Origin of the sequence: Solibacillus sp. FSL R7-0668 (assembly GCF_038006205.1) — a bacterium.
In the GTDB taxonomy this organism is placed as follows: Bacteria; Bacillota; Bacilli; order Bacillales_A; family Planococcaceae; genus Solibacillus.
On sequence record NZ_JBBOUU010000001.1, the window covers coordinates 2,820,076 to 2,838,641 of the forward strand.

General features: G+C 37.9%; 15 protein-coding genes. All 15 read right to left on the reverse strand.

Features of this window, described 5'->3' with window-relative positions:
- Positions 1-9: 9 nt before the first annotated feature.
- The 15 genes from nrdR to icd all read right to left on the reverse strand — a co-directional run bounded on the left by nrdR (position 10) and on the right by icd (position 18,538).
- Positions 10-477, reverse strand: a complete 468-nt coding sequence (gene nrdR, locus MKX47_RS14080; protein WP_340775336.1) for a transcriptional regulator NrdR — start codon at positions 475-477, stop codon at positions 10-12.
- Positions 478-663: 186 nt separating this feature from the next.
- Positions 664-1,683 carry a glyceraldehyde-3-phosphate dehydrogenase gene (locus tag MKX47_RS14085; protein WP_340775338.1) on the reverse strand — a complete coding sequence of 340 codons (1,020 nt, stop codon included), beginning with the start codon at positions 1,681-1,683 and terminating at the stop codon, positions 664-666.
- Between the two features lie 372 nt (positions 1,684-2,055).
- Positions 2,056-2,808: a sulfite exporter TauE/SafE family protein gene (locus MKX47_RS14090; RefSeq protein WP_340777838.1), complete on the reverse strand. Its 753-nt coding sequence runs from the start codon at positions 2,806-2,808 to the stop codon at positions 2,056-2,058.
- A 271-nt stretch (positions 2,809-3,079) separates the two neighbouring features.
- Positions 3,080-3,676 carry a dephospho-CoA kinase gene (gene coaE, locus MKX47_RS14095; RefSeq protein WP_340775340.1) on the reverse strand — a complete coding sequence of 199 codons (597 nt, stop codon included), beginning with the start codon at positions 3,674-3,676 and terminating at the stop codon, positions 3,080-3,082.
- Positions 3,677-3,691: 15 nt separating this feature from the next.
- The gene (gene mutM, locus MKX47_RS14100; RefSeq protein ID WP_340775342.1) at positions 3,692-4,564 is read right to left on the reverse strand and encodes a bifunctional DNA-formamidopyrimidine glycosylase/DNA-(apurinic or apyrimidinic site) lyase; all 873 of its coding nucleotides are present in this window, start codon (positions 4,562-4,564) and stop codon (positions 3,692-3,694) included.
- A 12-nt stretch (positions 4,565-4,576) separates the two neighbouring features.
- Positions 4,577-7,204 (reverse strand): DNA polymerase I, encoded by a 2,628-nt coding sequence (polA, locus tag MKX47_RS14105; protein WP_340775344.1) that lies wholly within the window; start codon positions 7,202-7,204, stop codon positions 4,577-4,579.
- A gap of 162 nt (positions 7,205-7,366) precedes the next feature.
- Positions 7,367-9,049 (reverse strand): methyl-accepting chemotaxis protein, encoded by a 1,683-nt coding sequence (locus tag MKX47_RS14110; protein ID WP_340775346.1) that lies wholly within the window; start codon positions 9,047-9,049, stop codon positions 7,367-7,369.
- Between the two features lie 51 nt (positions 9,050-9,100).
- Positions 9,101-10,261, reverse strand: a complete 1,161-nt coding sequence (locus MKX47_RS14115) for an ATP-grasp domain-containing protein (RefSeq protein WP_340775348.1) — start codon at positions 10,259-10,261, stop codon at positions 9,101-9,103.
- A 377-nt stretch (positions 10,262-10,638) separates the two neighbouring features.
- Positions 10,639-11,076, reverse strand: a complete 438-nt coding sequence (locus MKX47_RS14120) for a DNA polymerase I (RefSeq protein WP_340775351.1) — start codon at positions 11,074-11,076, stop codon at positions 10,639-10,641.
- Positions 11,077-11,340: 264 nt separating this feature from the next.
- Positions 11,341-12,411, reverse strand: a complete 1,071-nt coding sequence (gene hflC, locus MKX47_RS14125; protein ID WP_340775354.1) for a protease modulator HflC — start codon at positions 12,409-12,411, stop codon at positions 11,341-11,343.
- Positions 12,411-13,376 carry an FtsH protease activity modulator HflK gene (gene hflK / locus MKX47_RS14130; protein ID WP_340775357.1) on the reverse strand — a complete coding sequence of 322 codons (966 nt, stop codon included), beginning with the start codon at positions 13,374-13,376 and terminating at the stop codon, positions 12,411-12,413. Before hflK ends, hflC begins: the two co-directional genes overlap by 1 nt.
- 289 nt (positions 13,377-13,665) lie before the next feature.
- Positions 13,666-15,204 carry a two-component system histidine kinase PnpS gene (gene pnpS, locus MKX47_RS14135; RefSeq protein WP_340775359.1) on the reverse strand — a complete coding sequence of 513 codons (1,539 nt, stop codon included), beginning with the start codon at positions 15,202-15,204 and terminating at the stop codon, positions 13,666-13,668.
- A complete protein-coding gene (locus MKX47_RS14140) occupies positions 15,204-15,914 on the reverse strand; it encodes a response regulator transcription factor (protein WP_340775361.1) in 711 nt (236 codons plus the stop codon). Before MKX47_RS14140 ends, pnpS begins: the two co-directional genes overlap by 1 nt.
- A gap of 203 nt (positions 15,915-16,117) precedes the next feature.
- Positions 16,118-17,056: a malate dehydrogenase gene (gene mdh, locus MKX47_RS14145; protein ID WP_340775363.1), complete on the reverse strand. Its 939-nt coding sequence runs from the start codon at positions 17,054-17,056 to the stop codon at positions 16,118-16,120.
- A gap of 219 nt (positions 17,057-17,275) precedes the next feature.
- Positions 17,276-18,538, reverse strand: a complete 1,263-nt coding sequence (gene icd / locus MKX47_RS14150) for an NADP-dependent isocitrate dehydrogenase (protein WP_340775366.1) — start codon at positions 18,536-18,538, stop codon at positions 17,276-17,278.
- Positions 18,539-18,566 lie beyond the last annotated feature (28 nt).

Sequence of the window (18,566 nt, forward strand, 5' to 3'; positions counted from 1 at the left end):
CCCCCTTTTTTATTTACCATTCGTTTGACGAGTCATAATTTCTTTTAGCTCATCGATAAATACGGTAATATCTTTGAATTGACGGTAAACGGATGCAAAGCGTACATAAGCCACTTCATCGACTTTCGCTAGGCTATCCATGACCATTTCCCCTACATCTTCAGAACGCACCTCTGCATTCCCTAAACGACGTAGCTCCTTTTCAATGGCTAGTACAATTTCTTCAAGCTGCTCCAGTGGCACTGGGCGTTTTTCACATGCACGAATTAACCCCCGTAATACTTTTTCACGACTAAACTCTTCTCGTGACCCCTCTTTTTTTACAACGATTAATGGTGTTTCTTCTATTTTCTCAAATGTCGTAAATCGAAAGCTACATGATTCACATTCACGACGTCTACGTATTTCTTTGTTATCATCAACAGGTCTTGAATCCACAACGCGCGTTCCGTTGTATTGACAAGCTGGACATCTCATAGTTTTTTCTCCTAAGTCTTTTAGTTAATCTTTATTATATCAAAAAGCGCGCAATGGAAATAGTATTCCTACGCGTTTGCATTGAAAATGAATGCTTTCAAATTATATAGCGTAAGTAAAATATAAACAATGAAAAAAAGCCCTTGTAGAAACAATTCGTTCTACAAAAGGCTTAGAGTTTTCAGATTAAGCGTTTACCGTTGCTAATTCGTTCGAAATTTTTGTTGCTAAGTCTACTACGCGAGCTGAGTAACCCCACTCGTTGTCGTACCAAGCGATTACCTTTACTTTACGGTCACCTAATACGATTGTCGATAAACCATCAACAGTAGACGAGAATGTTGTTGTGTTGTAATCAGAAGATACTAATGGTTCTAAATTGAAGTTTAAAATACCGTTCATTTTACCATCAGCATATGCTTTGAATACTGCATTTACTTCTTCTACTGTTACGTCTTTCTCTAAATCAACAACTAAGTCTACTAACGAAACGTTTGGAGTTGGTACACGTAATGCCATGCCGTGAATTTTGCCATCTAATTCTGGTAATACTAAGCGTAAGGCTTTCGCTGCACCAGTTGAAGTTGGAATAATTGACGATGCACAGTTACGCGCACGACGTAAGTCTTTATGTGGGTTATCGATATTATTTTGGTCATTTGTATAAGCGTGAACAGTTGTCATTAAACCGTTTACGATACCGAACTCATCGTTTAATACTTTTGCTACTGGAGCTAAACAGTTTGTTGTACAAGATGCATTTGAAATTACGTCATGCTTCGATAAATCTAATTTATCGTCATTAACACCTAATACGACTGTAATATCTTCATTTTTACCTGGAGCAGTTAAAATAACTTTTTTCGCGCCAGCTTCTAAGTGCATAGCCGCTTTTTCACGGTCATTAAATTTACCTGTAGCTTCAATAACAATATCTACGCCCATTTGAGCCCATGGTAATTTTAATGGATCACGTTCACTAACTAATTCAACGCGTTTGCCGTTTACGATTAAAGCGCCTTCTACAGCTTCGACAGTACCAGGGAATACGCCGTGATTTGTGTCATACTTAATTAAATGTGCTAACGTTTCAGATGGGTAGCTCGCATTTACCGCTACGATATTTACGTCACCGCGCATCATTGCTTGGCGGAACACCATACGACCAATACGGCCGAAACCATTAATTGCAATAGAAACTGTCATATTATATAAATCCTCCTAAAAGTACATATCATTCGTTTTCTTTATTCGTTGATTAGTATAACACATATTTCAAAAAGGTGAACACATTTTACGCACATTCATAAAGTTGTTATTTTCTGATAATAACGCTCAAATAGCTACACCAGGGATGACTATCTTTTACAATGTAAAGACTTCCACATCAATTACCGTAATTATTTCCCTATATTTTTCTCCATTTGCAACATGATAATTCCCTTGTTTTTTAAGGTTAAGTTGCTCTTGAGTCAACTGTGTTATACCCAAAAATTATTAGTGTGACTATTCCTATCTTTTGATTGATGAATTCTAATCAAAGAAGCTTCACTGTAGTTATTTTAAACCTCAATTTAATCATTTCAAAAAATCCACCATTATTTGTACGATCAGTAGTACGGTCACTACTCTTAGAAGTGGTTTAATATGTTTTGATTTTAACTTCCTCGCTAAACGTAATCCTAACTGGGCACCTACAATTGCCCCAATCATCAAGGCGATGGTCAGTGGCCAAATGATTTTACCTGTTGAAATATACGTAATGGATGCCCCAAAGCAACTTGAGAAAACACCAATTCTAGCTAAACCCACCGCTCGGATATACGCTATTTTTTGGCTAGCATACAAATACATTGCAAGTGTGCTGCTCCCAGGTCCAAACATCCCGTCATACATACCAATTCCAAGTAAGGCTGTACCTATTTTCTTATTCACATGTAACGGCTCTGTCCCATCAAAGTTCCCACTACCCATGAAAGATGTAACAAATGCAAAGCTAAGCAATACAATTGCAATGACCGTCAGCACCTCCCCACTTAAAAAGGAGGCAATGAGTCCACCTAAAACCCCACCCCCTAAGCAAAATGCGATGACAGCTAGCGCCTCTTTACCCGAAACTTCTTTCTGTTTAAAAATAACAAGAAAACTAGTTAACGAACTAACTGTATTAGACACTTTATTTGCGCCAATTGCTGAATGCACGGGCAAACCCATGAGGAGCATTGTCGGTAAGCTGATAAGTCCTCCGCCTCCCACTAACGTACCAACTACATTGCCAACGACCCCGACAATAAAAAAAGGAGAAATTCCATAAAAGAGCCTTCTTTCCATTCGTACTAAAATGTAAATTAAGCATACCTTTCCATAACTAATTAGTAAATTCAATAATTTTTATCGTGGCTCATTAGAAATAATCATCCTTCTTTTATCACGATCAGCTTTACCTTTTTAGCAATCACTCCGACTGACTATATCCATAGAAAATATGCGTTTTAAATTATTCGTCTCCAAGAAAAGTAAAATGCCATGAACACTAGGTCCATGGCACACTAAATTTATATTTTTTTCTTTGTTGAAGAATTCCTTTAATAAGGGCACTCCATTATTTCAACACATTCCACTCATATAAAATGGATTGCAACTGAATAGCTGTATCTTCTAATGTGCCATTATTATGAATCACGGCATCTGCTAGCTGCTCTTTTTCTTTAACAGGAATTTGAGTCGCGATACGCGTGCGTGCTTCGTCTTCTGTAAAGCCATTACGCGCCATTAAACGCTGTAACTGTACTTCTTCCTCGACTGAAACAACAATAATCTTCTCTACAAAATGCTCAAGCTTGCTTTCAAACAATAATGGAATATCCATAAAAATATTTTTTTCACCATACGACATAAATTCGTCACGCTGGCGCAGCATTTCCTCACGAATAGCGGGATGGATGATGCTATTAAGTGTTTTACGCATCTCTTCATTATGAAAAATAATGCTGCCCACTTTTGCACGGTCCATTGAACCATCCTCGGCAATTACCTCGGGACCAAACGCATCGGCAATTTTTTTTAATGTTGGTGTGCCAGGCTCAACAACTTGACGTGCCACAACATCGGCATCCACGATTGGCAAATTATACGATTGAATCATTTTTGCGACCGTACTTTTTCCGCTCGCAATACTCCCTGTTAATCCAATAATCACAGTAAATTTCCCCTTTTACTTTTGGCATTGCGGGCAATAGGTCGATGTTCTGCCCGCAATGACCATTGATTCTGTAGTTGTTCCGCATGTTAAACATTGCTTTTTACCGTACATCTTTAAACGATGCTGCATCGTACCCGCGTCGCCATTAATGCTTCGGTAATCGGATATGGTCGAGCCGCCGGAATCAATGCTCTCTTGTAAAACCGCACAAATTACTTGAAATAACTCGAGTTTTTGCTCCTGGACCACTTCACTTGTCGGTTTAGCTGGATGAATCTTCATTTTAAATAAGGATTCCGTCGCATAAATATTCCCACAGCCTGAAATCACTTGCCCGTCCATAATCACTTCTTTAATGGCCTTTTTCGCAAAGCGCGGCTTATTGCTTTGCGTTAAGAAAAAATCACTAGCCTCCGCATCAAACGGCTCTGGTGCCATTTTTAAGAGCGGTGCATGCTCGGCAATCTCTTTTATAAAGCGCAATTCTCCAAAGCGACGAATATCCGAATAAACAAGTAACTCACCACTCGTTAATGTAAAGATGGCATGAATATGCTTGCGGAACTTGTCCTCTTTGATATCAAGCACATCGTTGACGACAAACCATGCACCCGTCATGCCTAAATGATTCACCAAAACATAGCTTTCTCCGTCTTTCTTTAAATGAAAGAAAATATATTTCGAACGGCGCTGTAATTGTTCAATCGTCATTCCTTGCAGCATTTGCTCAAAATGCTGGGGCGCGGCGTTTTTAACAATTGCTTGCTTTCCAGCTTCATGCGCCGCATAAACCGTTTGAGAAAGGGTCACACTGGCAATCGTTTTTCCTTCTATAATTGGCCGTAAATCACGTACTACGCCTTCTACTTCTGGTAATTCTGGCATTGCCTTAACTCCTTATTTCGCGTCATACCATGTCGCACCATGTGAATAATCTACCTTTAGTGGCACAAGTAATTCAATGGCATGCTCCATCACTTCTGGTACAATACGTTGTAAAATTTCTACTTCTTCCTCTGGTGCCTCAAAGATCAATTCATCATGCACCTGTAATAATAATTTTGCCTGTAAGCCTTCTTGTTGTAAACGTGCATCCATATCAATCATTGCTTTTTTAATAATATCCGCCGCGCTGCCTTGAATTGGCGTATTCATCGCCGTGCGCTCTGCAAAGCTTCGTAAATTGAAGTTCGAGCTTGTAATATCCGGTAAATAACGGCGGCGGTTTAGAATCGTTGTGACATAGCCCTTTTTCTTCGCCTCATCGACAATGGAATCCATATACTTTTTGACACCTGGGAAGCTTTGTAAATAGTTTTCGATAAACGTTGCGGCTTCCTTTCTCGTGATGTCTAAGCTTTGTGATAAGCCGTAATCGCTTATGCCATAGACAATTCCAAAGTTAACCGCCTTCGCTGTACGGCGCATATTGCTCGTTACGTCGTCAGCTTCTACACCAAACACATCCATTGCCGTACGGGTATGAATATCCATACCTTGCTTGAACGCCTCCACAAGCACCTCATCTTCACACATATGAGCTAAAACGCGTAGCTCGATTTGAGAATAGTCCGCCGCAAATAATACCCAGTCCTTTTTCGATGGCACGAATGCTTGGCGGATTTTACGCCCTTCCTCTAAACGAATCGGGATATTTTGTAAGTTTGGATCGGTTGAACTTAAACGCCCAGTAGCAGTTAATGCTTGCTGGAAGCGTGTGTGTACTTTTGAGTCATCATCGCGCACTTCCTTTGTTAATCCCTCAATATACGTAGATTGTAGTTTTGCTAGTGTACGGTACTGTAAAATATGCTTCACAATATCATGCTCTGCTTGCAATTTCTCCAGCACATCGGCTGCTGTTGAATAGCCTGTTTTCGTTTTTTTAATGACAGGTAATCCAAGCTTATCAAATAAAATCACGCCTAATTGCTTCGGTGAATTGATGTTGAAGGTTTCGCCGGCATGTTCATAGATGGTTTGTTCAATAACATCTAGCTTTGCTTTCAATTCATCGCCCATTTGTTCGAGTGTATCTACGTTTACCGTAATCCCTTCACTTTCCATTCGCCCTAAAATATGCGCAAGTGGCAGCTCAAGCTCTTTATATAGCTCAAATTGTTCATTTTCCTGTAGCTTACCTTCTAGTGATGGCTGCAGTTTCCAAACGGCAACGGCTTTACGGCTCACATGCTCTGCTAAAGCATCTGCTGCTGGTAACGTCCATTTTGCCCCTTTTCCATAAACCACTTCGTTTGCCTGAACATCTGTATAACCAAATTCCTTAGCTAATGTCGCGACATCATCTCCTGAAATCGATGGTTTTAAAATGTAGGTAGCTAATAGTAAATCAAACTCGACACCTTTTAACTGAATATCAAAACGTTGTAGCATGGCCTGTGTCGCCTTACTATCAGCCATGTATTTTTTCTTCGTTTCATCTTCTAGCCATGCCTTAAGCGCCTCATTGTTAGGCACGGTGTCAATGGATGTATAATACGTTTTCTCACCATCTGATAGGGCAAGTCCAAATGCTTTGCAGCTATGATAATGCTCATTTTCAAGCTCTAAATGCAGTGCCATCGTGTCTTTTAACAGATCTGCTGTAATGGTCTCTACAACCGTAAAATGCACTTGTGCCTGTTCGGTTTCTTCTACTGTAAAATCACTTTTTTCGATTAATGATTTAAAGCCTAGCTCTTGCCAAACATCCAGTAATGCTTCTTCATTCGGACCTGTGTACGCTAAATCCTCTAAACCGATTGTAATCGGTGCCTCTGTATGAATCGTTGCTAGTTTTTTAGATAAATGGGCAAGTTCTTCATTTTCAACGAGCTTTTCCTTCATTTTAGAAGCCTTCATTGCATCAATTGCCTCGTATAGCTTTTCGATTGTGCCATGCTCTTTTAATAGCTTAATTGCTGTTTTTTCACCAACGCCCGGTACACCTGGAATATTATCGGATTGATCGCCCATAAGCCCTTTCATATCGATAATTTGAATCGGTGTTAAGCCGTATTTTTCCTCGATATGTGCAGGTGTGTATTTTTCGATATCGGTAATCCCTTTTTTCGTAATATATACCGTTACATTCTCTGTTGCGAGTTGTGTTAAGTCTTTGTCGCCTGATACAACGATAACTTCTGTGCCCTGTGCTGCCGCTTGTTTTGCCAATGTACCGATAATGTCATCTGCCTCGTATAGCTCTAGCTCATAGCGTTTAATATTATACGCATCGATTAATTTACGAATGTATGGGAATTGCTCGGATAATTCAGGTGGCGTTTTTTGACGACCGCCCTTATATTCACCAAATGACTCGTGACGGAAGGTCGTTTTGCCGGCATCAAATGCGACTAACATTTGCGTTGGGTTTTCTTCACCGATAATTTTTTGTAGCATCGTCGTAAAGCCATATGTTGCGTTAGTATGAATGCCATTATCGTTCGTTAATAAGGGCAAAGCAAAAAAGGCGCGATACGCTAAGCTGTTACCATCTAATAAAAGTAATTTTTCTTTTGTCATGCAAGTTCCTCCAATACATTCCATTTATATCAACATAAATTCACTTATCTGTTCTCCTTCTACTTTAGCGATTGTTTTACTGAAATGCCAATATAAATGTAGGAAAAAGAAGAAAAAGCCTAGAAGCACGAATCCCTCATGCTCTAGGCTTGTCCCTTAAAACTATATTGTGAACTTATCAATTTGAGATTTTAATTTAATAATCATTGTATTTAGCTCTGTTGCAATACTTAACATTTCTTCAGAAGAAGCGGTTTGCTCTTCCACCGATGCAGCAATGCTTTGTGAATGATCATTTGTTGCTTCTAATGATTGTACTGTAGCATTTGTCGTTTCAAGTATTTGCTGTGACCCACTTGAAATTTCTTGAATCGTCATTGTCACTGTTTGAATTTCTTTATTCATCTGATCCACTAGGCTCGAAATCGTATTAAATGTTTCACCAGCCGAATAAATCGTTTTACTTTCTTGTTCAATTTTTGACACAACATTATTCATTGCAATAACAGACTCATTTGAATCTTTTTGCATTTCGTCAATTAACGAGGTAATATTGCTTGCTGAGTTCGCGGATTGCTCTGCTAAAGAGCGTATTTCATCTGCTACAACAGCAAAGCCTTTTCCATATTCACCAGCACGTGCAGCTTCAATAGCTGCGTTTAATGCTAATAAATTAATTTGGTCTGAAATATTTGAGATAATCTTCGTAATTTGACTTACTTCCGTAGAACGGTTGTTCATTTGCTGCGTTTTTTCTAATGACAGCTTAGCCGTCTCATTGATGCCTTCAATCCCTAAAACAGATTTTTGAATTACTTCATTCCCTTGAGTGGCTACACTCGTTGCATTGCTCGCTTCATTTGAAACCGAATGCGTTAAATTAGAGATATCTGAAATTTGACCAACAATTTGCTGTACTGCTACGAGATTTTGTGTCGCCCCTGAAGTAATAAGCTCTGTACTAGATGCAATTTCTTGAATAGCACCGGAAACTTGATTAGACGCAACCGTTAATTGCTCCACACTTAATTTTAAAGTAGTTGAGCCCTCTTCTACATGGTTAGAAGTATCTGTAACATGCACAATCGTTTCTCTTAATTGAGATTGCATATGTGCGAAACTCTGTGCTAAACGGCCAATCTCATCCTGCCCTTTTACTTCTAATTCTTTAGACAAGTCTCCACCAGCAACAACTTCTGTATGATCAGCTAATATAATTAAAGGTGTTACAATCTTTTTGGAAATGATCACTGCTATAATCGAACCTAAAATAACCGCCACAACTAAAAGCCCAATAACAACTTTTATTAAAAGACTATTTAATTCATCAATAAAGTCTGCATCAGCATCTAAACCTAACACGGAATCTGTTCCCGGAATTTGTAAGAACGTTGATTTATGCTTCCCATAATCGTCCTCATATATTTCACTGACAATCATATCCTGTGTGTTTAATGCCTTTGCTTGATCAGGTGTAAATGCTAATGGCGTTAAATAATCATCCGTATTTCCTAATACTAATATGACTTCTTCGCCATCTACCTTACTCATAATATAGGCACTTTCTAGCTTAAATTCTTCTTGAAATGCTGTAATTTCTTGCTGTAATTCCTTGTATGTTGCCTCATCTGTTTTAGCTTTATTTATTGTATCTTCATCAAATAATACACTGAACTTTTCCATATTTAAAACTAAATTTTGATTGTACTGCGGGATAATATGGCTCGTAATTAAATTACTTGAAACGAAGAATAATACCGAACCAAAAACAACACTTACGACAAGAATAGGAATTAAAATTCCTAATAAAACTTTCATTTTTACTGAATTTATTATTTTTAACATTTGTAGCTACCGAATTAACAAGTAGCTTTTCACTCCCTACTATTTTGTATTTTAAATTGTTAGCATCGGTTTTTTCTCGACAAACGACATAAAGTCCAAGGATAGAATAGGTTTGTTTTGTTCAAGTGAATCACAGCTGTAGAAAATAACAGCAAAGGTTGTACCACTTTCAAAAGGAATATGGCGATATTCTAAAATATGGTCAAACTGCTTTTTTAACTGTTCATGCAAAATAACGAAAGTCGAATCGATTTTTACATCATGATCAAATTCTGCACATGTAAAATTATAAATTTTATCGTCCATTGCCTGTATTAACTGTGGCCAATCCGGCTTTGTTTGCTCAAAAAAATGACGATATGGATTGACACCGTAAGCAAAGTATCCTAGCTCGGTTGTGCCGATTCCAGCAAATCGAAGAGGATTAATTTCAATCGGAACAAATTCTCCATTATTTTGCATTCGTAATTCAATATGTAAGGGCATTTTTCTTAAATCAAATAACTTATTCAGCCTAGCTATAAACTCGGTAATAGGAGCTAAATAATTAGATAAAATTTGCCTACTTGTATAATAAATGCGATCACTCATATCTTTTTCGTCTTTAAACATCCTCGAGAAAACATTTAGTATAACCGGCTCATTTTGATCATCAAAATATAAATCTACAGCGAATTCTTGACCTTCGATATAGCTTTCGATAATAAATGAATTCGTATCTAATACATTTGTTGAGTAATTTTCATTACCCGACTGCATCGTATTCACTAAATTATCAAGTACTCGTTGAAATTCATCTTTATTTTCTATTCGGTAAACACCCACGCTTGAATAGCCAATCGAAGGCTTCAAAATAACCGGATATGGTAACTTTTCAGTATCAATGAGAGGTAATTCGTTCATCGAAGCTTCTAAAAAGAAAAACTGTGGATAAATTTTTGACAATTGCTTTCTAAAGTCAACTTTGTTCTTAAATACATTGGCAATTTTCGTTATATTTGCCTCACTATGAAATTCATTTAACAGGTAAAAAGCCTCCTCAGAATTCATAATAATTAATTCCTCTGATTGAAACATCTTCTCTAAAGCTTGTTGCTCTACAAATTGTTGTCCAAGTATTACTTGTTGCTGGATATCGCACATGACAATGTCTTTCTCATATAGTGTTTCTGACAAAAGTGGCGATATGTATGTACTATCAAGTAAAATCAAAAATATCCCTCCATCACTACCAGCTATCATGGAAATGCCCTATAGACACCCCAATATACCTAACACAAAATAAAATATAGGTATTTAATAACTTCATATTTTTTAAAAATAACCCCTTAATACTACACTTATCCATTATACACCAACATTACTTTCGGTCTACATTTTAGAATTTTCAGATAAACGGTGAGATATAACCCATTAATGCCATTATCTTATATTCCCATCATAAAAGTACTGCTAAAGGAATCAAAAAAGCTGTACCGAAAGTATAAGTAAACCTTTCAGGAACAGCTCTCTCAAATAAAAAGGCCTCCATCGTCCATTCAAATCGAATAAACAATAAAGGCTCCGTTTTATCATTACATAATATACGCTTATTTTAACTTCTTAAACTTAAATTGCTCCACTAGTTCACGTTTTTGGTCATAAAAAACCTCTTCAAAAATGACCGTTAATAAAAAGGCATTTAAAAATGGAATGATTACATACATTGGCATGCCTGCTAAATCGTATGGCATTAAGCCACGCGCGAATACTTCTACAAAACCAATTTGTGCGAAATAAAAAATCATCCCAATCCCTACTTGCCAAATCGGACGCTTATCTTTGCGTTTTTCAAACCAAAGCACCTTTTTGAATGAATTTCTAACGTCTTCTGCAACAAATAAACTTACCATAAAAATGATGATAAATAATACGGGTATATGGAAAATTTCAGCCTTCATAAACTGAAAATTCGATTGGAAATATAATGCAGTAACAGAGGTCGCCATAATAAAAGCAATTAATGTGTTTTGGATTGTTCTGCTCATGTCGAATTCTCCTTTTCTATTAAGTAAATCCTATTATAACAGCAAAATAATATGAATCAGTAATATTATTTGAAGATTTCATGAAGGTAAATAAAGTTAAAAAAGGAAGTGTCCGAGAAGTATTTCTGGGACACTCCCTTTGCGCCGAGGATGGTGAGAATTTATTCTGACCACCGCAGAAGCACCGCCTCAAGCGGATAATTAATATATGAGGAGGCAACTGTCTAAAAAGTTTCGACTTTTTAGACAGCCCGCCCTTTCATATTATTGTAACTGCCCAGAAAGTAATTTTGCATACGGTGAATCCGCTGGAATAATAATAACGGTTTCATCACCAATTGTTTTCTTATAGGATTCTAGTGTTCTAAATAGGCTATAGAATTCTGGATCTTTCGAATAAGCATTATTATAAATTTCAGCAGCCTGTGCTTCACCCTCTGCACGAATCACTGCTGCATTTTTATTAGCTGTCGCTATAATGACCTGCACCTTTTGATCTGTTTCTGCCTCTTTACTACGCTTTTCCGCGTCCCCTTCAGATAAATACTTTTGAGCAATTGATTGACGCTCTGACACCATTCGTGTAAAGACAGCCTGCTCATTTTCCTCTGGTAAATCGGTACGACGAATTCGCACATCGACAACTTCAATCCCCAAATTCGCTTCGGTAATCAGTTCATTGACACGTTTTGTTACACGATCATTAATATTACCACGCTTTGAGTTCTCTTCGTCAATGATATCATCATAAACTGTTTGACCAAATTCCGTACGTAACGCCGAGTAAATATACTCTTCCATACGGCTTTCCGCATTTAGCAATTGCCCTGCATTTGAAATTAACGCTTTCGGGTCTGTTACACGCCAAATTGTATAGTTATCAATAATGATTCGCTTTTTGTCACCCGTACTAATTTCCTCTTCTGTCATATCATGCGTCATTAAATTACGTGGTAATGTTGTAATACTTTGAATAAATGGGAGTTTCATGTGAAGACCAGGTTCTGTCTCATATTTGACTACTTCCCCAAATTGACGAATGACTTTATACTCATTTTCCTTCACGACATATAGGTTAGCAAAGACAATGATGAGCATGGCAAATACAGCAGTAATAATTGCAGCAGATGCCCCCCATTGTTTCAGGTTTACAGGCTTTTTATCTTTTTTTATCGGCTTCGCCGCTTTTTTAGGCTTTTCCTCCGACACGGGTGCTTCTTCATTCGTTTCTGCCTTAGGAACTTCGTGTACGGTTTTTGCTTGTTTCTTATTGCCAAATAACTTTTTTACAAATTCATCTAAATCGCCATCGAAATTATTTTTATCGTTGCTCATTAGTTCGAACCTCCTTCTTTTTTCGTTTCAGTAGAAGTATTCGTTTGTGTTGGTTGTAATGGTAAATACTTTAATGTACTACTACCATCATCGTTCATAATATATATTTGTGCATTTGGTAACACGGCCTCTAATGTTTCAATCATTAAACGTTCACGTGTAATTTCCTTATTTAAGCGATATTCTTCATACAACTGATTGAATAAGGCGACTTCCCCTTTTGCCTGCTCGATACGGGCTGTTTTTTCCCCAGCTGCTTTCGATAAAATCGCCTTCTCTTCCCCAGCAGCTTCACTTGTACGTTGATTATTATATTTTTCCGCTTCATTGATTTTTGTACTCTTCATTTCACGCGCATCTGTTACAGCTGTAAAAGCAGCACGTACTTCTTCATTCGGTACATCAACATCCTGTAGCTTGACACCAACGACGCTAATCCCAATATCATATTTTTCGAGTAACGACACTAATAAATCACGCGTTTTCGCCTCGATTTCTGCTTTCCCGTCTGTTAAGGCATCATCAATCGTTGAGCTACCAATAACTGAACGAATCGCACTCGATGTAGCGCTATGTAAAATTGTACGTGGCTCAGCAGAATTAAATAAATATTTCTTAGGGTCCACAATACGCCATTGTACGACTAGGTCTGTTAATACAATGTATTCGTCACCTGTAATCATTTTTGTTTCTTTATCAAATGCTTCTAATTCACCAGCTGAATTTTGCTTATACCCAAATTGTAAACTGTACGTTTCCTTTGATAAAACTTCTACCGTTTGAATCGGCCATGGTAATTTAAAATGTAGCCCTGAATCTTGAATGGTTTCATCGGCTTGTCCGAACGTAATGACTACCGCTTGTTCGGATTCATCTACCGTATACCACGATGTCGTTACAGCTACGATTGCGATAATCGCAAATAAAATTAGGCCAATCCATAATAATGTTCGCTTCACACTCATCGTTAAAACCTCCTACTCTTTTTTATTCAAATTAATTTACGAGTGAAACAAGCATAAAGTTTCAAAAATTTTCATATAACACAAATTTCAGTTAATCAGTAAACATCATCCGTATAAAAGGATGGCACTATTTATCCATGGAAAAAAGCCGTCCTCTCCAATAGAGAACAGCTTTTTATCATACGTATTCATCAACTAATGCATTACTTTTGAAACGGGGGTTTCTACTACAAAGAATAGCACCCGAATATAAAGTATTTATATCAGTATTGTAAAAGAATTGTTAAGCTTATTTTTGTAGTGGCAAGTATACCTTCATACTCGTACCTTTTCCAACTTCACTCGTTACTTGAATTTTCCCCTGATGTGCTTCGATTAAATGCTTCACAATCGACAAGCCTAACCCTGTACCGCCAGAATTACGACTGCGGGCACGATCTACACGATAAAAGCGTTCAAAAATCCGTGAAATTTCAGCCTTTTCAATACCAAGCCCCTCGTCCCTTACTTCAAAAATCCCGTACTCACTATTCGCACTAATTCGTAATGTGACGGTCGTTTCTTCTTTTGAATACGCGATGGCATTGTTAATAAGATTTGTAAAGATTTGCATTAAGCGATTGAAGTCACCTAAAATGATGGCATCCTGCTCAATTTCCACATCAAATTGCATATGCTTACTTTCAAGCTGTGCACTTGTTAAATCAACCACGCGCACTAATATATCCTGTAGTTTGGTTGGCGTGATGTCTAATTCAAAGCCATGACGTTCAATTTTTGATAGCTCTAGTAAATCATGGACAAGCACTTCAATGCGGTTGCTTTCATCATGAATTATATTCAAAAAGGATAGCAGCATTTGCTCATCTTTAAATGCCCCATCTAGAAGTGTCTCAGAAAATCCTTTGATCGACGTAATTGGTGTTCGTAACTCATGCGAAACATTGGCAACAAAGTCTTTTCGTATTTGTTCTAGCCGTACAAGCTCGCTAATATCATGCATAACAATAACAACGCCAAGCCAGCGCCCATGCTCTCCGACTACCGGTGCACCGTACACTTGCTCATTATATTCTTCTTCCCCGATTTCCATAACAAGCTGCTGACGATAGGGCATTTCCGTTAAAAATACGTGATCGATAAACTTTTCTAATTGCTTCGGTAATCCTAGCGACATAAAACTTTTACCGATTAATTGTGCTGTCGGCAATTCAAAATGCTTTTGAAATTTTTTATTGACGATGGAAATATTGCCTTCACGGTCAATCATCATGAGCGCACTTCCCATATTTTCTATCAATGTTTTTAAGCGCTCTTCTTCAATCATTCGTGTTTTTGTAATGTCCTGTAAATTGCGTGCTAAAATATTGATTGAATTACGCAATTCAACTACTGTTCGAGGACCATTCGCAAAAGCGCGAGCACGATAGTTTCCCTTCGATAGCTCAATAGCTGTCTTCGTAATATTAATAATAGGCGTAATAAAATTTGCTGCTACACGATGTGCCATCAATGCCATAATGATTAACCCTAATAAAAGCAATGTCGCCACCGTAATGTACAGCTTCATCTTTAGTTCGCTAAAATCAGATGAATCTATTTCCGATGTGTATGTCTTTAATAATGCTTGTTTTTGATCGTCTGTTAATACAATTTGTTCATCCTTAATAATTTGTTCCAGTTGTGCAACATTGGCATCTTTTGCAATCGTATAATATTCATCCGCAAAAAAAGGAAAAAGCTGCCCTATGAACAACCCTAGAACAGCTAATCCTAACCCGATGACAAAAATAAATGAATAAAATAAACGGTTCTTCATAATATTCATTATTTTTTTGGCTCCTCAAATTTATAGCCCAATCCTCGAATCGTTTTAATATATAACGGCTTACGGCTATTTTCTTCAATTTTATCACGTAAATGGCTAATATGGACGTCCACAATTCGTGTATCGCCAGCAAAATCATAATTCCATACCGCGCTAAGTAATTGGTCGCGCGTTAATACACGATTTTTATTTTCTAATAAATACACTAAAAGCTCAAATTCTTTCGGTGTAAATTCTAATGATTCTTCATGAATAAACGCTTCAAAACGTTCTGGGTATACTTTTAAATTGCCAAACGAATAAACAATTTCACTCGGTTCGGCTACTTCTTCTACAATCGGGCCAGAAAAACGACGTAATACAGCCTTTACACGTGCAATCACTTCACGCGGGCTAAACGGTTTGGTCATATAATCATCCGCACCTAGCTCTAAGCCTAACACTTTATCAAACTCATCATCACGTGCTGTTAACATAATAATCGGAACATTAATACGAAGACGACGTAACTCTTTACAAACCTCAACACCATCAAGCTTAGGTAACATTAAGTCCAACAGCATGATATCCGGTGTATTTTCAACAGCTGTATCAAGCCCCGTCTGACCATCATGTGCAAGCAAAACTTCAAAACCAGCTTGCTCTAAATTATATTTCAATAATGTTGCAATTGGCAATTCATCTTCTACTACTAAAACCGTTTTCGTCATGTCTAAATCCTCCAAGATTGATTTGAAACCCCCATCTCAAATCAATGCCTTCCTTTGTCTGGCAGTGACACGTATCTTTGAAATACAGTATATCAAAGCGTCTCCTTCATAGTATCAACTTTTTTAGAAAAGTACAATTGTTGAAACATATTAAAAAAGGCGTAACTATTAGATGCTCACCTAATAGCCTCGCCGCTTTTCATTTACACTAACGCCTTCATAACATCCTTCACTGCATCTGCGGAGTTATCTAACGCTTGTTTTTCTTCTGTTGTTAGCTCTAGCTCGTATATTTTTTCAATGCCGTTCGCACCGAGCAAGGTCGGTACGCCTAGATAGATTCCTTCATAGCCATATTCGCCCTCTAAGTATGCGATAGATGGTAAAATGCGTTTTTGATCTTTTAAAATCGCCTCGGCCATTTCGACCATAGCTGCTGCCGGCGCATAATAGGCCGAACCATTACCAAGTAAGTTAACAATTTCACCGCCACCTACACGTGTACGTTGCACGATTTCTGCTAAGCGTTCGGCAGGGATTAAGCTTTCTAATGGTACACCACCAATTGTTGCAAGTCGTGTTAAAGGCACCATTGTATCCCCATGCCCCCCTAAAACGAGCGCTGAAATATCCTTTACGGATACATTTAATTCTTCTGCAATGAATGCTCGGAAGCGCGCAGTATCTAATACCCCTGATTGACCGATAACGCGGTTTTTCGGGAAGCCTGATTCTTTAAATACTGTGTACGTCATGGCATCAACTGGATTTGTTAATACGATAATGATTGCATTTGGTGAAGTACGTGCCACCTCTTTTGCAACAGCTTTCATAACGCCTTGATTGATTTGAACTAAATCATCTCGGCTCATTCCAGGCTTACGTGCAACACCTGCCGTAATTAAGACGATATCTGAATTCGCGATATCATCATAATTAGAAGTCCCGTTTACGTAGGAATCAAAGCCTTGAATCGGTGCTGTTTCCCACATATCAAGTGCTTTCCCTTTTGTCGGATTTTCTACTGCCGGTAGATCTAAAATTACGACATCGCCTAATTCTTTTTGTGCGGCGATGAAGGCTGCTGTTGCGCCTGTATACCCACTACCAATAACGGCAATCTTTTTACGTTTTAATACCATTCGAATCGCTCCTTTTATCATTATTCATTTTCTCCACTTTTTGGTACAAAAAAGGGAGAAAACACGAAGTCTCTCCCTTTTGTTGTTACTATTTATTTTGGTATGAATAATTAGTAAAGTCAATCATTACCAGAAAATGATTTATTATGTTCACAATATTATTCTAAATCAAATAATTTGTTCATAATTTCACATAAATAGGCAAAAAATAAGCTTTAATTAGAAGTTTTCGATTAATTTAGTAGCGAATTCAGAACATTTAACTTCTGTAGCGCCATCCATTAAACGTGCGAAGTCATAAGTTACATATTTAGAAGAGATTGTTTTCTCAACTGAAGCAGTAATTAAGTCCGCAGCTTCTTGCCATCCTAAGTGCTCAAGCATTAATACGCCTGATAATAATACTGAAGATGGGTTTACTTTATCTTGACCAGCATACTTAGGTGCAGTACCGTGAGTAGCTTCGAAAATAGCATGTCCAGTTAAGTAGTTGATGTTAGCACCTGGTGCGATACCGATACCACCAACTTGAGCAGCTAATGCGTCAGAGATGTAGTCACCGTTTAAGTTCATTGTTGCAACAACGTCGAACTCGTTTGGACGAGTTAAAATTTGTTGTAAGAAGATATCAGCGATTGAATCTTTAACTAAGATTTTACCAGCAGCTAATGCAGCAGATTGTGCTTCGTTAGCAGCAGCTTCACCTTTTTCAGCTTTGATTGCATCATATTGGTTCCAAGTGAATACTTTGTCGCCGAATTCAGCTTCAGCTACATCATAACCCCATTGTTTGAATCCACCTTCAGTGAATTTCATGATGTTACCTTTGTGTACTAAAGTAACAGATGGTTTGTTGTGAGAGATAGCGTATTCGATCGCAGAACGCACTAAACGCTCAGTACCTTCTTTAGATACTGGTTTGATCCCTAAGCCAGAAGTTTCTGGGAAGCGGATTTTGTTAACGCCTAGCTCGTTTTGTAAGAATGCTAATAATTTCTTTTGCTCGTCAGAACCAGCTTTGTACTCGATACCAGCATAGATATCTTCAGTGTTTTCACGGAAGATTACCATATCAACATCTTCTGGACGTTTAACTGGTGAAGGTACACCGTCAAAGTGACGTACTGGACGTAAACATACATATAGGTCTAACTCTTGACGTAAAGCTACGTTAAGTGAACGGATACCGCCACCGATTGGAGTTGTTAAAGGACCTTTGATTGCGATTAAGTATTCGTTGATTTTTTCTAAAGTTTCTGCAGGTAACCATTCACCAGTTTTGTTGAATGCTTTTTCACCAGCTAAAACTTCTAACCATTCGATTTTCTTTTCACCGTTATAAGCTTTTTCTACTGCTGCGTCAATTACGCGAGAAGCTGCTGCCCAGATATCTGGACCGATGCCGTCACCCTCGATGAAAGGGATTACTGGATTGTTTGGAACGATAAGTTTACCGTTTTCAACTACGATTTTGTTAGTCATTGGAAATTGCCTCCTAATAATCATAAAT

Bases quoted from the DNA above. Each gene is read 5' to 3' on its own strand.
- nrdR (WP_340775336.1), bottom strand. From the start codon at position 477: ATGAGATGTCCAGCTTGTCAATACAACGGAACGCGCGTTGTGGATTCA.
- MKX47_RS14085 (WP_340775338.1), bottom strand. From the start codon at position 1,683: ATGACAGTTTCTATTGCAATTAATGGTTTCGGCCGTATTGGTCGTATG.
- MKX47_RS14090 (WP_340777838.1), bottom strand. From the start codon at position 2,808: ATGGAAAGAAGGCTCTTTTATGGAATTTCTCCTTTTTTTATTGTCGGG.
- mutM (WP_340775342.1), bottom strand. From the start codon at position 4,564: ATGCCAGAATTACCAGAAGTAGAAGGCGTAGTACGTGATTTACGGCCA.
- polA (WP_340775344.1), bottom strand. From the start codon at position 7,204: ATGACAAAAGAAAAATTACTTTTATTAGATGGTAACAGCTTAGCGTAT.
- MKX47_RS14110 (WP_340775346.1), bottom strand. From the start codon at position 9,049: ATGTTAAAAATAATAAATTCAGTAAAAATGAAAGTTTTATTAGGAATT.
- MKX47_RS14120 (WP_340775351.1), bottom strand. From the start codon at position 11,076: ATGAGCAGAACAATCCAAAACACATTAATTGCTTTTATTATGGCGACC.
- hflC (WP_340775354.1), bottom strand. From the start codon at position 12,411: ATGAGCAACGATAAAAATAATTTCGATGGCGATTTAGATGAATTTGTA.
- hflK (WP_340775357.1), bottom strand. From the start codon at position 13,376: ATGAGTGTGAAGCGAACATTATTATGGATTGGCCTAATTTTATTTGCG.
- pnpS (WP_340775359.1), bottom strand. From the start codon at position 15,204: ATGAATATTATGAAGAACCGTTTATTTTATTCATTTATTTTTGTCATC.
- MKX47_RS14140 (WP_340775361.1), bottom strand. From the start codon at position 15,914: ATGACGAAAACGGTTTTAGTAGTAGAAGATGAATTGCCAATTGCAACA.
- mdh (WP_340775363.1), bottom strand. From the start codon at position 17,056: ATGGTATTAAAACGTAAAAAGATTGCCGTTATTGGTAGTGGGTATACA.
- icd (WP_340775366.1), bottom strand. From the start codon at position 18,538: ATGACTAACAAAATCGTAGTTGAAAACGGTAAACTTATCGTTCCAAAC.